Origin of the sequence: Arthrobacter hankyongi (genome assembly GCF_022012395.1) — a bacterium.
In the GTDB taxonomy this organism is placed as follows: domain Bacteria; phylum Actinomycetota; class Actinomycetes; order Actinomycetales; family Micrococcaceae; genus Crystallibacter; species Crystallibacter hankyongi.
The window spans coordinates 66,534-80,860 of sequence record NZ_JAKLTQ010000005.1 but is presented as its reverse complement, the minus strand read 5'-3'; the positions used below and the strand labels follow the sequence as shown (position 1 = coordinate 80,860).

Below are 14,327 nucleotides of genomic sequence, written 5' to 3'. Positions count from 1 at the left end.
AATGGGCCGGATGAACAACGAAAACCTCGGCCGGGACGAAGCCGCCCAGCGCTCGCGCACCATCACGGTGGACAGTTACGATGTTTCGCTGGACCTGCGCGACGCCCGCGATCCGGAAGCCGAGGGTTTTGTGTCCCGGACGGTCATCAGCTTCAGGTGCAGCGAACCGGGAGCCGCCGTCTTCGTGGACTTCATCCATGCCGGCGTCCACTCGATCACGCTCAATGGCCGGCCGGTGGATCCTGCCACCGCCGTCGATGGCTCCCGGATCCGGCTGGCGGACCTCGCGGCGGATAACGAGGCTATTATCGCCGGGACAGCCCGGTACAGCCGCAGCGGTGAGGGCCTGCACCGGTTCGTGGACCCGGCCGACGGCGAAACCTACCTCTACACGCAGTTTGAGCCGGCCGACGCCTGTCGGGTCTTCGCCAACTTCGAGCAGCCGGACTTGAAGGCGGTCTTCACCTTCCACATCGCCGCTCCGGCCCAGTGGCAGGTGGCCTCCAACGGTGCGGAGGTGGTCCGTGACCCGATGGTCAGCACTCCGGGCTGTTCGGTCTGGCGCTTCGCGCCCACCCGGCGGATCTCCACCTACATCACCGCAGTATTGGCCGGCCCCTACCACCGTGCCGAGGATGCCTGGCAGCGCACCCTCGCGGACGGTTCGGTGCTCCGGATTCCGCTGGGCGCCTACTGCCGGGCCTCGCTGGCGGAGTTCTTCGACGCGGACCGGATCTTCGCGGTGACCAAGCAGGGCCTGGATTTCTTCCATGACCTCTTCGACTTCCCCTATCCGTTCGGCAAGTATGACCAGGCCTTTGTCCCGGAGTACAACCTCGGTGCGATGGAGAACCCCGGGCTGGTCACCTTCACCGAGGACTATGTCTTCCGTTCCCGGGCCACCCGCGCCCAGTACCAGCACCGCGCCACGACGATCCTGCACGAAATGGCCCACATCTGGTTCGGGGACTTGGTCACCATGTCCTGGTGGGACGACCTGTGGCTCAAGGAGTCCTTCGCTGACTACATGGGATCGCTCGCCCTGGCCGAGGCCACCGAGTACACGGAAGCCTGGGTGACCTTCGCCAACCGGCGCAAGGCCTGGGCGTACGTGCAGGACCAGCTGCCCACCACGCATCCGGTGGTCGCCGATATCCCGGACCTGGAGGCCGCAAAGCAGAACTTCGACGGCATCACCTACGCCAAGGGCGCCTCGGTGCTCAAGCAGCTGGTCGCCTATGTGGGCTTCGACGCATTCCTCGACGCCACCCGCCGCTACTTCCGGGACAATGCCTACGGCAACACCACGCTGGCGGACTTCCTGGCCGTGCTCGGCGCGGCATCGGGCCGGGACATGCAGGATTGGGCCCGGCTGTGGCTGCAGACCGCGGGAATTTCCTCGCTGGCGGCGGAGCCGGCGTACGACGGCGGACGGCTGGCCGGGGTGCGCGTCCGGCAGTCGTCCACGGATCCGGTATCCGGCCAGGGCGTGCTGCGCCCGCACCGGCTGCAGCTGGGCTTCTACGATTTCCAGGCCGACGGCGGGGCGCTGGTACGCACGGCGTCGCCCGGGCTGGACGTGGCCGGTGCCGGCACCGACATGCCGGAACTGGCCGGGCTGCCGGTGCCCGCACTGCTGCTGCCCAACGATTCCGACCACAGCTACGCCAAGGTCCGGCTGGACGCCCGGTCGCTGGACACGGTACTCACCGCGCTGGACCGGATCGCAGACCCGCTGGCGCGAGCCCTGTGCTGGTCGGTGCTGTGGGACATGGCCCGGGACGCCGAACTGCCGGCATCACGCTACGTGGCGGCAGTCCAACGTTTCGCAGCCGCAGAAACGGATCCCGGGGTGCTCCAAGTCCTGCTGGACAACGCCGGCTTCGCGGTGGAGCACTACTGCCCCGCGGAGGCCCGGTCCGACCTGCGGGAAGGGCTGCTGGCCTCTGTCCGGCATGAACTCGGCCTGGCCCAGCCCGGCAGCGACCTCCAGCTGACCTGGGCCCGGGCCCTCGCCGCACTGGCCCGCCGCAGCGGCAGCGCCGCCGGTTTCCTGGCCGGTCTGCTGGACGGCTCCGCCACGGTGCCGGGTTTGGTCCTGGATCCGGACTTGCGCTGGCGCTGCTGGCAGGCTCTGGCCGCCACCGGGTCCGCCACCCCGGACCAGCTTGATGAGGAACTCGCCCGGGACCTGACCGCCGCCGGCCGTGCCCGGCACCTGTCGGCGATGGCTGCCCGGCCGGATCCCGAGGCCAAGGCGCGCATCTGGCAGGACGCGGTGGCCGGCTCCCAGCTGTCCAACCAGTTGCTGGACGCCGCCATCGACGGTTTCCAGCTGGGCACCGAGCAGTTGCTCGCGCCGTATATCGACCCCTATTTCCAATGCCTGGAGCAGGTTTGGGCCGGGCGGAGCATCGAACTGGCTACCCGGATCGCCCGCGGCCTCTACCCGCAGGCCCAGGACCTGCCGCAGGGTCTGGACCCGGCGGAGCAGGACGTCGTCGTGCGCACCGACCAGTGGCTCGAGGCGCACCGGCAGTCACCGGCTGCGCTGCGGCGGATCGTCGTCGAGCAGCGCGACCATCTGGTCCGGGCCCTCACCGCGCAGGCGGCCGGCCGGAAGTAGCGGCAGCGCCCGACCGCTACTGTTCCTGGGGCAGGCAGGCCTCGACGCCACCCTGGCGGCCGCTGGAGAAGGCGTTGACGCGCTCGAGGGCGTCCCCGTGGTCGCCGGACTTGGTCCACGGGGTCTGGTCGGCCAGCGCGCTCAGGGCCGCTACCAGTTCCTGCTGGTCCCCGTCTTCGAACACCAGCGTCCCGTCCGCTGCCGCCCCGAACAGGGCCGCACCGGCCAGGCAGTCGGCCTGCAGCTCGGGTGCCGGGGTGATCAGCGACTGGGGCAGCCGGTTCTGGATCGCGTGGCCCCACTCATGCGCCACGACCAGATACGGCCAGGCATCCCCGGACTGATAGCCATTGGTCATCAGTCCGGCGTCCCAGGCGACATAATCGCCCTCCGGGCAATAGTAGGCATTGCCCGGGCCGAGCGGCTGGCCGCCGCAGACGGGCGCGGTGGCCGGATTGGTCCCGTCATAGAGGCCCACGACGGTCGGCGGCGTATAGCTGCCGTCGAAGAACTCGTTCCAGTGGGTTGCCCAGTACGTGTTGGTGGCGGCCTGCGCCGTCGCGATGTCCGCCTGCAGGTTTTCGGCCGGCGCGGGCTCGGCCGGGGTCACGGCGACGGCGGCGCCGGTGCCGGCGAAGGCGGATGTGCCGGCCAAAGCCAGCGTGGCAAGGATTCGGATTGTCTGGTTGCGGGACACTGTCTACCTCCTGGGCGCTCCCCTAGTGCCCACCTACTATAGCCGCTCCGTTATCGATTTGTTACCCTCTTCCGCCGGGCGCCGGAAACCGCTACGGAACCCGGTGCTGCCACTGTTCCGTGGCGAACTTGGTCACCACCAGCTGCCGCGCAGCCGCCAGTTCGGCCGGGCTGAACCCCGCCTCCACCGCACCGTAGCGGTCCTTGAAGGTCTCCATCATGACCTCGATGATTTCCTCGCGGGTGCGCCCGGTCTGCCGCCGCAGCGGATCCACCCGCTTCTTGGCGCTGGCGATGCCCTTGTCGGAGATCTTCTCCTTGCCGATCCGCAGCACGTCCATCATCTTGTCCGCATCGATGTCGTAGGACATGGTCACGTGGTGGAGCATGCCACCATTGGCCAGACGCTTCTGGGCTGCACCGCCGATCTTGCCCTCGGGCGTGGCGATGTCGTTCAGCGGCTGGTAGAAAGCCTTGATCCCCAGCTTCTCGAGCGAAGCCATCACCCAGGTATCCAGGAAGGCATAGGACGCCTCGAAGGTCAGGCCGTCGACGAGGGTCTGCGGCAGGTAGAGCGAATAGGTGATCGCGTTGCCGTGCTCCATGAACATGGCGCCGCCGCCGCTGATCCGGCGCACTACGGTAATTCCGTGACGCTTGACCCCTTCCGGGTCCACCTCGTTCCGCAGCGACTGGAAGCTGCCGATCACTACCGAGGGTGCTTCCCAGTCCCAGAAGCGCAAGGTCGGTGGCCGGCGCCCGGCCCCCACTTCGCGCGCGAGCACCTCGTCCATCGCCACGTGCATGTGCGTGGGCAGCGGGGTGGGCGGGATGATCTGCCAGTTGTGATCCAGCCAGCCGGTGGCCTTGGCCAGGGCACGGCGCACGGCCACCGCCACGGCCTCCGGCGAAAACCCGAAGAGGACCGCATCCGCCGGCAGGGTCTGCGCGATGGCGGCGGAGAACTGCGCATGGGTGCTGTCGGCGGACATGCCCTCCAGGGCGGAGTTGATGTACTCCAGTGCCTCATCCGGTTCGAGGAAGAAGTCCCCGCTGATGGAAACCTGGCCGAGGCGGCCGTCGGCCACCTCCAGGTCCGCCACCACCAGCTTGCCGCCGTGCACCTTGTATTCACCGTGGTGATGTGCGGTCATTCATGCTCCTTACCGGCCTCGTCCGGGCCGGAAACCTGGCCCGTTTCCAGTACTATCACGCCGCCGGGTGCACCTGCTGAACGGGGACCCGGCAAGGCCGCTTCCACAATCCCAGCATTTTCTCAGGTTATCCGGAGGCTGTGCCCAGCCTGCGCCACTAATGTCTAAATCACCTCATAAAGGTGCGAGTGAAGAATAGCCGGCTGGCTACCGGCGATGGCCGGCAACTTCGGGTAATTCCCCCCAACTTTCCCGAAGTTGCCGGCCTTTTCATTGCCTGGCGCCGCCCGGCGGTGCCTCGCAGGCAGAGGCGCGGACCCCAAGTTAAACGCAAGTGCCCGCACCGAATGGTGCGGGCACTTGCGTGCGGGACGGCAGGCTACTTCTTGCCGAAGCCCTTGAAGCGGGCGTTGAAGCGCTCCACCCGGCCGGCGCTGTCCAGGATGCGCTGCTTGCCGGTGTAGAACGGGTGCGATTCCGAGGAGATTTCAACCTCGATCAGCGGGTAGGTGTTGCCGTCTTCCCACTCGACCGTCTTGTCGGAGGAAGCGGTCGACCGGGTCAGGAAGGAAACGCCGGAGGCCAGATCGCGGAAGACAACCGGGTTGTACGCCGGGTGGATGTCAGACTTCATAGTTGCACCTTTGATTCTCGCCACTGGATTTTGCCAGCGGCATTAAGGAATGTTGGTCCGGCCCGTCAACGGGCCAGCACATCACTTTACCGCATCCCCGCGACCGCCCGGAAATCCGGTCAGGGCCTGCGGCAGGCCCAGAAAGCCACCGCGCTGGCCGCCGCCACATTGAGCGAATCCACGCCCTCGCGCATCGGAATCATCACCTTCAGGTCCACCTGGTCCAAGGTCCCGGGCAGCATGCCCGCCCCTTCGGTTCCCAGCACCAGTGCCAGCCGGTCGAAGCTGCGCCGTTCCAGCTCGTCCAGGGTGATGGCGTCCTCGGTCAGTTCCAGCGCCGCCGTGGTGAAGCCCGCCGACCGCAGGGTCCCGATCTGCCCCGGCCAATCATCCAGCCGGGCCCAGGGAATCTGGAAAACGGTGCCCATGCTCACCCGGATGCTGCGCCGGTAGAGCGGATCGGCGCAGCGCGGACTGACCAGCACGGCGTCCATGCCCATCGCGGCCGCCGAACGGAAGATCGCCCCCACATTGGTGTGGTCCACGATGTCCTCCAGCACCGCCACCCGCCGCGCGCCGTCGAGCACCTGGGCCACCGGCAGCGGCTCGGGCCGGTGCATGGCGGCCAGTGCGCCGCGGTGCAGGTGGAAGCCGGTGATGGCTTCGAGCACTTCCGGTGTCCCGACGAAGACCGGCACCTGGGGAAACTGCGCAATCTCGTCCTGCAGGTCCGGCAGCCACTTCTCTGTCAGGAAGAAGGACCGCGGCCGGTGGCCGGCCCGGATGGCGCGGCGCAGCACCTTGGAACTTTCGGCAATGTACAGGCCCTCGGCAGGTTCGCGCCGCCGGCGGAGGGCGGTATCGGTCAACTGCGTGTAGTCCGCCACCCGCGGGTCCGCGGCGTCGGTCAGGTATTGCAGGTTCACCGGCTTCACGCCCCTATCAGTTTTGCGGTCATGGTCCACAGTGCCACCAGCCCGAGCGTCACAATGATGCCGCGCAGCACCACCGGCTTCAGCCCGCGGCCGACGGCCGACCCGGCCAGCGCACCGACCAGCGAACTGACGGCGATCACGAGCACCACCGGCCAGTTGATCCGGTCGAAGGCGAACAGCATGTAGGACGCCGCGGCAATCACGTTCACACCCAGCACCAGCACGTTCTTGACGGCATTGGCCTGCTGCATGCTGCCGTGCAGGAAGACGCCGAGGATGCCCAGCAGGAGCACCCCCTGGGCGGCGACGAAGTAGCCGCCGTAGACGCCCGCCCCGTACACCAGCACCAGCAGCAGCCACGGGTGGGGCCGCTCCCGGGCCTGCGCCGCCTGGCGGTCGCGGACCCAGGCCTGCAGCCGGGGCTGGAAGACCACGAAGCCCAGGGCCACCAGGATCAGGAACGGCGCCACGACAGCGAAAACGCTTTCGGGCAGGTGCAGCAGCAGCCACGCACCGGTGAGACCACCCAGCAGGGACGCCGGTAACAGCGCCGCCAGGGTGCGCCTGAGCCCGGCCAGTTCCCGGCGGAAGCCGTAGACTCCCCCGACGTTGCCTGCGATCAGGCCGATCGCATTGGAGATGGTCGCCGTCACCGGAGGGTAGCCCAGGGCCACCAGGATCGGGAAGGTGACCAGCGTGCCGGAGCCGACGATGCTGTTGATGGCTCCCGCCCACAGACCGCCGAGCGCGATGAGGGCAGCGTTGAACGGCTCCACAGGCCGGTGCGCCTAGGCGCGGCGGGCTACGGCAGTGTACCGGCCGTCGCTGGACCGGACCTCCAGCGGCAGTCCGAAGGTCTCGCTGAGGTGCTCCTCGGTCAGCACATCGGCGATCGGGCCCTGGGCAACGACGGCACCGTCACGCAGCAGCAAGGCGTGGGTGAAGCCCGGCGGCACTTCCTCCAGATGATGGGTGACCAGCACCAGGGCCGGTGCCTCTTCGTCCGCGGCCAATTGGCTCAGGCTGTGCACCAGTTCCTCGCGGCCGGCCAGGTCCAGGCCGGCGCCGGGCTCATCCAGCAGCAGCAGTTCCGGATCGGACATCAGCGCCCGGGCAATCTGCACCCGCTTGCGTTCGCCCTCGCTCAGCGAGGCGAAGGTGCGGTTCAGGAACGTGGACATGCCCCAGGCATCGAGCAGCCGGAAGGCCCGGCGTTCATCCATCCGTTCGTACTTCTCCCGCCAGCGCCCGGTGACTCCGTACGCAGCGGTGACCACCACGTTGAGCACTGTTTCATGTTCGGGAATCTGGTTCACCAGCGCGGCCGAGGCCAGGCCGATCCGGGGCCGCAACTCGAAGACGTCCACCCGGCCCATGACCTCGTCGAGGATGCCGGCCACCCCACGGGTGGGATGCAGCCGTGCTCCGGCAATTTGCAGCAGGGTGGTTTTGCCGGCGCCGTTCGGTCCGAGGACGACCCAGCGCTCCCCGTCCCTGACCTGCCAGTCCACGCCATCGAGCAGGATTTTATGCCCGCGGACAACGCTGACCCCGGCAAATTCAAGAACTTCACTCATATCAATAGACACTAAGCTAAAACGTGTAATATCCGCCAAACGCTGCACCGCATGCCGGATGAATGACCGGCAGGCCGGCCAAACCTTGCAAAGGACCCCCACATGCTTTCCCACTTCCGCGTCGTTTCCTACGGATGTGCCCTGCCCGACGGCTACCTGGACGCAGTACAGCTGGCCGTCACCGGTGCCGGCGGCACAGCGGAGGCGCCGGAGCGTTCGGCCAACGGTCGGTTCGAGGTGGCGGTACTGCCGGTGGCTTACGACGGCGCCGCGGAGGCCGGCCTGTCCGGGCTGCGGGATGCGGTGGCCGCGTTGGCCGCACGCTTCGGCGACGAGGTGGGCACCGCCGTCGTGCCCGCTGCCCTGGCCGGACCGGAACGCAAGCTGCTGATCATGGATGTGGACTCCACGCTGATCCAGCAGGAGGTGATCGAGCTGCTGGCCGAGCATGCCGGCCAGCTCGCCGAGGTTACCGCTGTGACCGAGGCGGCAATGCGCGGCGAGCTGGATTTTGCCCAGAGCCTGCATGACCGGGTGGCCACCCTCGAACAGTTGCCGGCCGAGGTTATCGACAAGGTCCGCGGAGCGGTGGAGTTGACCGATGGGGCCGCGGAACTGGTCGAGGCCTTCCTGTCCAAGGGGCACGCGGTCGCAGTGGTCTCCGGCGGCTTCGCCCAGATCCTGGACCCGCTGGCCGAGGGACTGCAGCTGACCTACTGGCGTGCAAACCTGCTCGGCGTCGAGGACGGCAGGCTCACCGGCACCGTCGTCGGCGCGGTGGTGGACCGGGCCGTCAAGGAGGCCTCGCTGCGCGAGTGGGCCGCGGCCGAGGGCATCGACCTGGCCCACACCATTGCCATCGGCGACGGCGCCAACGACCTGGACATGCTCGCGGCGGCCGGCCTGGGCGTTGCCTTCAACGCCAAGCCGGCCGTCCGCGAAGCGGCCGACGCCGCCATCACCATCGGGTACCTGGACGTGGCCCGGTACTTCGCCGGCGTCTGACCGCGCCTGGCCAGGTCGCGGAAGCAGGCTCAGCCTTCGGGTTGGGCCTGCTTCAGGAAGCTGTCCGCCCCGCCGACCAGTTCGGTGTGGCCGGAGGGCACTTCGGCGGTGACCATACCGGCCACCTCTGCGGCGAACTCCTCCACCGAGTACAGCTTGCCTGCCTCCACCCGGCGTGCCTCGATGGCGCCGGGGCGGGCACGGTCCAGCAGGGTCGCGGTGACCGTTCCCTCGATCATGTCGCCGGAGACGACGACCAGCGAAATCCCCTTGGCGTCCAAGGCCGGCAGTTGGGCGCGCAGGGCGTCCTCGCCGGCGCGCTTGCTGCGGGCCACGGGCTCGTATTCGGGCATGGTGGGCACCGACTCGATGAAGTGCGCCTGGTGGCTGGTGACGAACACCACGCGGGAACCGGCGGGCATGGCCTCGACGGCAGCCTCGAGCATGTTCAGCTGCGCGTCCCGGTTCAGCCGCATGGCATAGTCCTCGCCCAGGCCGGATTCCATCCCGCCCGAGGCGTTCAGCACCAGGATGTCCAGCCCGCCGAAAGTCCCGGTCGCGGCGTCCACCAGCGCGCGGGCCCCCTCCGCGGCGGTCAGGTCGGCGCCCACAGCCACCGCGCGGCCGCCGGCTGCCTCGATCCCGGCCACCACCTTGTTGGCCCGCGGCGCCTTCTGACGGTAGTTGACGACGACGGCGGCACCCTCCGCCGCCAGCAGCTTGGCCACCTCGGCTCCAATGCCGCGGGAGGATCCCGTCACGATTGCTGTCTTGCCGGCGAGTACGCCCATGGCTGCTCCTTCAAGTGGGAAACGCACTCCCTTGTAGGGAATGCTTAACGAAAACGGCTCCGGGAACCATCTTGCCAGCGCGTCGCGCCGGATCGGTTGTAGCTAACCTACAATCCCGCTAGTGGCCCATGCCCAGCCCGCCGTCCACGGGAATTACCGCGCCGGAAATGTATGCGGCCTCGTCGCTGGCAATCCAGCGGACTACCTTGGCCACTTCCTCCGGCTCGGCGAAGCGGCCGGCCGGGATGCTGCCCAGGTAGCTCTTCTGCGTCTCCTCGGGCAGCGCCGCCGTCATGTCCGTATTGATGAAGCCTGGGGCCACCACGTTGGCGGTAATGCCGCGCGAGCCCAGTTCCCGGGTCAGCGACCGGGCGATGCCCACCAGACCGGCCTTGGACGCGGCATAGTTGATCTGGCCTGGCGAGCCGTAGAGGCCCACCACCGAGGAGATCAGGACCACCCGGCCCTTCCGCAGCCGGATCATGCCCTTGGAAGCGCGCTTGAGCACGCGGAAGGCGCCGGCGAGGTTGGTGTCCACCACGGAGGTGAAATCTTCCTCGCTCATGCGCAGCAGCAGTGTGTCCTTGGTGATGCCCGCATTGGCCACCAGCACTTCCACCGGCCCGTGGGCGGCCTCGACCTCGGTAAAGGCCGCGTCCACGGACGCGGCATCGGTGACGTCCGCCTTGACCCCGAGCAGGCCCTCAGGTGCCTCTCCGCTGCGGTAGGTAACCGCCACCTTGTCGCCGTTGGCCTCGAAGGCGCGGGCAATGGCCAGCCCGATCCCCCGGTTCCCTCCGGTCACGAGGACGCTGCGGCCCTGCTGTTCGTTCTGCACTGATACCTCCATGGTTCCTAGCGGTGCTTCTAGAGAATCCTAACGTTCGCCGCTGCCTGGCAGCTTTGGCAGCACCTGCCGGACATGGGACAATTGATCAGGTCCTTGGGAGAGTGATGAGCGCGCGGTCGGATAACAACGGGGAAGTCCTGAATATTACGGACGCCCACGAAAGCCATACGGATGAGATGCACCGCCGGATGGTCAAGTACACAATCGCCATGTCCATCCGCTTGGCCTGCCTGCTGCTGTTCTTCTTCATTCCGGGCTGGCCGCGCTGGCTGTTCGTGGCCGGTGCCGTCTTCCTGCCGTGGATCGCCGTGGTCATTGCCAACGGCGGCGCGGACCAGAATCGGATCAAAGCCAGCGACGCCCTGCTGGACCAGGCTCCGCTGGACGAACTGCCCTCGGCCGAATCCATCCCCGGGCAGGACGAGGTGGAGATCCTCCCCGGCGAGGTGGTCGAGGACGAGGACCAGCCTCAGGATCCACCCGGCGGACAGGACGGCCGGACCGCCGCATGAGTATTTTCGACCAGCTCTCCGGCGGGCCCTCCCGCGCGGAAGAGCCCCATCCGTCTGCCCGCATCTGTTCCCGCAAAGGCTGCCGCAGCTCCGCCGCCTGGCAGTTGCTCTGGAACAATCCCCGCATCCACACCCCGGAACGGCGGAAAATCTGGCTCGCCTGCGCCGAGCACCGCGCATGGCTGGAGGACTACCTGAAGCTGCGCGGTCTGTGGCGCCAGACGGTCGCCTGCCCGGACCTGGCTGATGGAGCCGGCACGGAAGGAAACAACTAGGCATGTACCGGTTCCTCCTCAGCAGCAAGTGGACCGGCTGGTTCCTGCTGGCGGTCCTCGGGGCCGCCGTCTGTGTTGCGCTGGCCAACTGGCAGTTGGACCGCCGCGACCATGCGCGCGGAGCAGTCTCCGCCGTCGAGACAAACTATGACCGCAAGCCCGTCCCGTTCGAGTCGGTGCGCGGCACATTTGCCAGCTACGACGCGGGCGACGAATGGACGCCGACAGTGCTGCGCGGTACCTATGACGCATCCGGGCAGCGGATTGTGCGCAACCGGCCGCTGAACGGCCAGCCCGGCTATGAAGTGCTGGTGCCCCTGCGGCTGGCCGGCGGCGAGGCCGTGATCATTGACCGTGGCTGGCTGCCCATCGGCAACAAGGAGACCGGGCGGCCGGACGAGATTCCGGCGGCGCCCAAGGGCGAGGTCACCGTGGTCGCGCGGATCAAGCCGGGCGAGGCGGCCGTGGACCGCGGCGCCCCGGCGGGCCAGCTGGCCTCGATCGAACTGGACAAGTATGCCGCCGAGCTCGACTATCCGCTGCTGACCGGCAGCTATGGCCTGATGGCGGCGGAATCCCCCGAGCCTGCGGCCGCCCCGGCGGCGCTGCCCAAGCCCGCCCTGGACGAAGGGCCGCATCTGTCCTATGCCATGCAGTGGTTCGCCTTCGGCCTGCTGCTCTTCGTCGGCTACGGTTACGCCGCCCGGCAGCACGCACTCGGGGCGTCCCTCGAGGAGGAGGACAGCGGGTTCCACGAGGCGAACCCGGCGCCGCGGCCGTCCCGTCCGCAGCGGGCCCGCAAGCGGCCGACGGCCGAGGAGGAAGAGGACGCTGCGCTGGATGCCCAGGGCTTCCGCACCGACGGCACGCTCATGGGCGGCCGCGAGTAGCTCCCCGCCTCAGGCGAGGGTGACCAGGTCCAGGTAGTCCTCGCTCCACAGGTCCTCGACGCCGTCCGGCAGCAATACCACCCGCTCCGGGTTCAGCGCCTGCACCGCGCCCTCGTCGTGGCTGACCATCACCACTGCCCCGCTGTAGTTGCGCAGCGCACCCAGGATCTCGGCGCGGCTGGCCGGATCCAGGTTGTTGGTCGGTTCGTCCAGCAGCAGGACATTCGCCGAAGACGCCACGATGGTTGCCAGCGCCAGCCGCGTCTTCTCCCCGCCGGAGAGCACGCCGGCCGGCTTGTCCACGTCGTCGCCGGAAAAGAGGAAGGAACCCAGGATGTTGCGCACCTCGGTGTCGCGCAGGTCCGGGGCCGCGGTGCGCATATTCTCCAGGACGGTCCGCGACGTATCCAGTGTGTCGTGTTCCTGGGCGTAGTAGCCGACCTTCAACCCGTGTCCGGGCACCACTTCACCGGTGTCCGGCTGGTCCACCCCGGCCAGCATCCGCAGCAGGGTCGTCTTGCCCGCGCCGTTCAGGCCCAGGATCACCACCCGGGAACCCCGGTCGATGGCCAGGTCGACATCCGTGAAGATTTCCAGCGAGCCGTAGGACTTGCTCAGGCCGGACGCCGTCATCGGTGTCTTGCCGCAGGGTGCCGGATCCGGGAAACGCAGCGCCGCCACCTTGTCCTGGGCCCGCACGGATTCCAGCCCGCCGAGCAGGCGCTCGGCGCGCTTGGCCATATTCTGGGCCGCCACGGCCTTGGTGGCCTTGGCCCGCATCTTGTTCGCCTGGTCCAGCAGCACCTGCGCCTTCTTCTCGGCATTGGCCCGCTCCCGCCGGCGGGCGCGCTCATCGGTCTCGCGCTGGAGCAGGTACCGCTTCCAGCCCATGTTGTAGATGTCCACCACGGCGCGGTTGGCGTCGAGGTGGAAGACCTTGTTAACGGTGGCCTCCAGCAGGTCGGTGTCGTGGCTGATCACGATCAGCCCACCCGAATGGCTCTGCAGGAAGTCGCGCAGCCAGCTGATCGAGTCCGCGTCCAAGTGGTTGGTCGGCTCGTCCAGGAGCATCGTTTCGGCCCCCGAATAGAGGATCCGGGCCAGTTCCACGCGCCGCCGCTGGCCGCCGGAAAGCGTCTTCAGCGGCTGGTTCAGGATCCGTTCGGGCAGCGCCAGGTTCGACGAGATCGCGGCGGCCTCCGCCTCGGCGGCATAGCCGCCGCCGGCGAGGAATTCCGCCTCCAGCCGGTCATAGCGGCGCATCGCCCGGGCATGGACGTCCGGATCCTCGCTGGCCATCTCCACCTGCGCCTTGCGCAGCCTGCCCACGACAACGTCGAGGCCGCGGGCGGAGAGGATCCGGTCCCGGGCGAGCTGTTCCATGTCCGGAGTCCGCGGGTCCTGCGGCAGGTAGCCGACCTCTCCGTTGCGCAGCACCTCTCCGGCGGCAGGCAGTCCCTCGCCGGCCAGCACCTTGGTCAGGGTGGTCTTGCCGGCACCATTGCGGCCCACCAGCCCGATCTTGTCCCCCTTGTCCACGCGGAAGTTGACCGCCTCCATCAGCAGGCGGGCACCGGCGCGCAACTCGAGATTATTAACGGAGATCACTGGAGAGGCGCCTTTCGCGGGGCAAATACAGGGGGAAAGTGGAAGATTGCGGCAATGGCAACCTCTCTATGTTACCGAAGCCTGCGCAGGATGTCCGCTTCCGTGGTGCTCCCCACTATCCTCGATAGCATGGATTCACCCAGGACCACATCCTCCGCGCCGGCCGTTCCGCCGGCATCCCGCCCGCCTCGTATGGGCTGGGGCAGCCGCGACATCTCCCTGATAGCGGTCTTCGCGGCCCTGATGGCGGCCTCAATCGCCGTTCCGCCGATTCCCGCCGGCAACGTCCTCGGGGTGCCCATTACCATCCAGACCGCGGTGGTCACCTTGGCAGGACTGGTGCTCGGCGCCGGCCGCGGAGCCGCTGCGATGGGCCTCTACGTGCTGGTCGGCCTGGCCGGGCTGCCGATCTTCAGCGCCTTCCGCGGCGGTCTGGGCGTCCTGGCCGGCGGTTCGGCCGGCTACATCCTCTCCTTCCCGCTGGCGGCCCTCGTCGTCGGGCTCCTCGCCCAGCTGGTGCTTCGCCGGAACCTGAGGCGACGCGGAATCTGGCTCTTCGCCGCGACGTTCGGCGGCCTGGCCACTACCCACCTGCTGGGCATCGGCGGCATGATGGTCAACGGCCAACTGGCACTGCCGGCGGCGCTGGCTGCCGACCTGCCGTTCATCCCCGGCGACATCCTCAAGAATGCGCTGGCCGTCCTGGTGGCCCTCAGTGTCCACCGGGCTTTTCCCGACGTGCTGGTGCGCCGCACCCGGTGATGTCCCTATCGG

At 68.2% G+C, this 14,327-nt stretch carries 15 protein-coding genes; 6 read left to right on the top strand and 9 right to left on the bottom strand.

What is annotated here, in order from left to right:
- The first annotated feature begins 10 nt into the window (after nucleotides 1-10).
- On the top strand, nucleotides 11-2,626 hold the full coding sequence (gene pepN, locus LVY72_RS09210) for an aminopeptidase N (protein ID WP_237820067.1): 2,616 nt from the start codon (nucleotides 11-13) through the stop codon (nucleotides 2,624-2,626).
- A 16-nt stretch (nucleotides 2,627-2,642) separates the two neighbouring features.
- Here pepN and LVY72_RS09205 read toward each other — a convergent pair whose 3' ends face one another.
- The 6 genes from LVY72_RS09205 to LVY72_RS09180 form a co-directional block, all read right to left on the bottom strand.
- Entirely contained in the window at nucleotides 2,643-3,323 is a 681-nt protein-coding gene (locus tag LVY72_RS09205) for a neutral zinc metallopeptidase (RefSeq protein ID WP_237820065.1), read from the bottom strand.
- 91 nt (nucleotides 3,324-3,414) lie between these two features.
- On the bottom strand, nucleotides 3,415-4,476 hold the full coding sequence (lplAB, locus tag LVY72_RS09200) for a lipoate-protein ligase LplAB (RefSeq protein WP_237820063.1): 1,062 nt from the start codon (nucleotides 4,474-4,476) through the stop codon (nucleotides 3,415-3,417).
- Nucleotides 4,477-4,855: 379 nt separating this feature from the next.
- On the bottom strand, nucleotides 4,856-5,110 hold the full coding sequence (locus LVY72_RS09195; protein WP_237820061.1) for a type B 50S ribosomal protein L31: 255 nt from the start codon (nucleotides 5,108-5,110) through the stop codon (nucleotides 4,856-4,858).
- A gap of 119 nt (nucleotides 5,111-5,229) precedes the next feature.
- Nucleotides 5,230-6,036 (bottom strand): TrmH family RNA methyltransferase, encoded by an 807-nt coding sequence (locus LVY72_RS09190; RefSeq protein WP_237820359.1) that lies wholly within the window; start codon nucleotides 6,034-6,036, stop codon nucleotides 5,230-5,232.
- Between the two features lie 5 nt (nucleotides 6,037-6,041).
- A complete protein-coding gene (locus tag LVY72_RS09185) occupies nucleotides 6,042-6,821 on the bottom strand; it encodes a sulfite exporter TauE/SafE family protein (protein WP_237820059.1) in 780 nt (259 codons plus the stop codon).
- A gap of 12 nt (nucleotides 6,822-6,833) precedes the next feature.
- A complete protein-coding gene (locus tag LVY72_RS09180; RefSeq protein ID WP_237820058.1) occupies nucleotides 6,834-7,622 on the bottom strand; it encodes an ABC transporter ATP-binding protein in 789 nt (262 codons plus the stop codon).
- Between the two features lie 102 nt (nucleotides 7,623-7,724).
- Here LVY72_RS09180 and serB point away from each other — a divergent pair, with 102 nt between their 5' ends.
- Nucleotides 7,725-8,627: a phosphoserine phosphatase SerB gene (gene serB, locus LVY72_RS09175; RefSeq protein ID WP_237820055.1), complete on the top strand. Its 903-nt coding sequence runs from the start codon at nucleotides 7,725-7,727 to the stop codon at nucleotides 8,625-8,627.
- Nucleotides 8,628-8,656: 29 nt separating this feature from the next.
- On the opposite strand, the gene LVY72_RS09170 is transcribed toward serB, so the two are convergent.
- Nucleotides 8,657-9,418 (bottom strand): SDR family oxidoreductase, encoded by a 762-nt coding sequence (locus LVY72_RS09170; RefSeq protein WP_237820053.1) that lies wholly within the window; start codon nucleotides 9,416-9,418, stop codon nucleotides 8,657-8,659.
- 118 nt (nucleotides 9,419-9,536) lie between these two features.
- Entirely contained in the window at nucleotides 9,537-10,268 is a 732-nt protein-coding gene (locus LVY72_RS09165) for a beta-ketoacyl-ACP reductase (protein WP_237820051.1), read from the bottom strand.
- Between the two features lie 104 nt (nucleotides 10,269-10,372).
- Here LVY72_RS09165 and LVY72_RS09160 point away from each other — a divergent pair, with 104 nt between their 5' ends.
- From LVY72_RS09160 to LVY72_RS09150, 3 genes are read left to right on the top strand one after another with little or no spacing between them, the layout of a single operon-like run.
- A complete protein-coding gene (locus LVY72_RS09160; RefSeq protein ID WP_237820049.1) occupies nucleotides 10,373-10,780 on the top strand; it encodes a DUF3099 domain-containing protein in 408 nt (135 codons plus the stop codon).
- Nucleotides 10,777-11,055 (top strand): hypothetical protein, encoded by a 279-nt coding sequence (locus LVY72_RS09155; RefSeq protein ID WP_237820047.1) that lies wholly within the window; start codon nucleotides 10,777-10,779, stop codon nucleotides 11,053-11,055. Before LVY72_RS09160 ends, LVY72_RS09155 begins: the two co-directional genes overlap by 4 nt.
- Before the next feature lie 2 nt (nucleotides 11,056-11,057).
- Nucleotides 11,058-11,945 carry an SURF1 family cytochrome oxidase biogenesis protein gene (locus tag LVY72_RS09150; protein ID WP_237820045.1) on the top strand — a complete coding sequence of 296 codons (888 nt, stop codon included), beginning with the start codon at nucleotides 11,058-11,060 and terminating at the stop codon, nucleotides 11,943-11,945.
- Between the two features lie 9 nt (nucleotides 11,946-11,954).
- Here LVY72_RS09150 and LVY72_RS09145 read toward each other — a convergent pair whose 3' ends face one another.
- The gene (locus LVY72_RS09145) at nucleotides 11,955-13,553 is read right to left on the bottom strand and encodes an ABC-F family ATP-binding cassette domain-containing protein (RefSeq protein WP_237820043.1); all 1,599 of its coding nucleotides are present in this window, start codon (nucleotides 13,551-13,553) and stop codon (nucleotides 11,955-11,957) included.
- 129 nt (nucleotides 13,554-13,682) lie between these two features.
- On the opposite strand from LVY72_RS09145, the gene LVY72_RS09140 reads away from it, so the two are divergent.
- Entirely contained in the window at nucleotides 13,683-14,315 is a 633-nt protein-coding gene (locus LVY72_RS09140; protein ID WP_237820041.1) for a biotin transporter BioY, read from the top strand.
- Nucleotides 14,316-14,327: the final 12 nt, after the last annotated feature.

Excerpts from the sequence above, each read along its gene's own strand:
- pepN (WP_237820067.1), top strand. The coding sequence starts at position 11 with ATGAACAACGAAAACCTCGGCCGGGACGAAGCCGCCCAGCGCTCGCGC.
- LVY72_RS09155 (WP_237820047.1), top strand. The coding sequence starts at position 10,777 with ATGAGTATTTTCGACCAGCTCTCCGGCGGGCCCTCCCGCGCGGAAGAG.
- LVY72_RS09195 (WP_237820061.1), bottom strand. The coding sequence starts at position 5,110 with ATGAAGTCTGACATCCACCCGGCGTACAACCCGGTTGTCTTCCGCGAT.
- LVY72_RS09160 (WP_237820049.1), top strand. The coding sequence starts at position 10,373 with ATGAGCGCGCGGTCGGATAACAACGGGGAAGTCCTGAATATTACGGAC.
- LVY72_RS09140 (WP_237820041.1), top strand. The coding sequence starts at position 13,683 with ATGGATTCACCCAGGACCACATCCTCCGCGCCGGCCGTTCCGCCGGCA.
- LVY72_RS09150 (WP_237820045.1), top strand. The coding sequence starts at position 11,058 with ATGTACCGGTTCCTCCTCAGCAGCAAGTGGACCGGCTGGTTCCTGCTG.
- lplAB (WP_237820063.1), bottom strand. The coding sequence starts at position 4,476 with ATGACCGCACATCACCACGGTGAATACAAGGTGCACGGCGGCAAGCTG.
- LVY72_RS09180 (WP_237820058.1), bottom strand. The coding sequence starts at position 7,622 with ATGAGTGAAGTTCTTGAATTTGCCGGGGTCAGCGTTGTCCGCGGGCAT.
- LVY72_RS09170 (WP_237820053.1), bottom strand. The coding sequence starts at position 9,418 with ATGGGCGTACTCGCCGGCAAGACAGCAATCGTGACGGGATCCTCCCGC.
- serB (WP_237820055.1), top strand. The coding sequence starts at position 7,725 with ATGCTTTCCCACTTCCGCGTCGTTTCCTACGGATGTGCCCTGCCCGAC.
- LVY72_RS09165 (WP_237820051.1), bottom strand. The coding sequence starts at position 10,268 with ATGGAGGTATCAGTGCAGAACGAACAGCAGGGCCGCAGCGTCCTCGTG.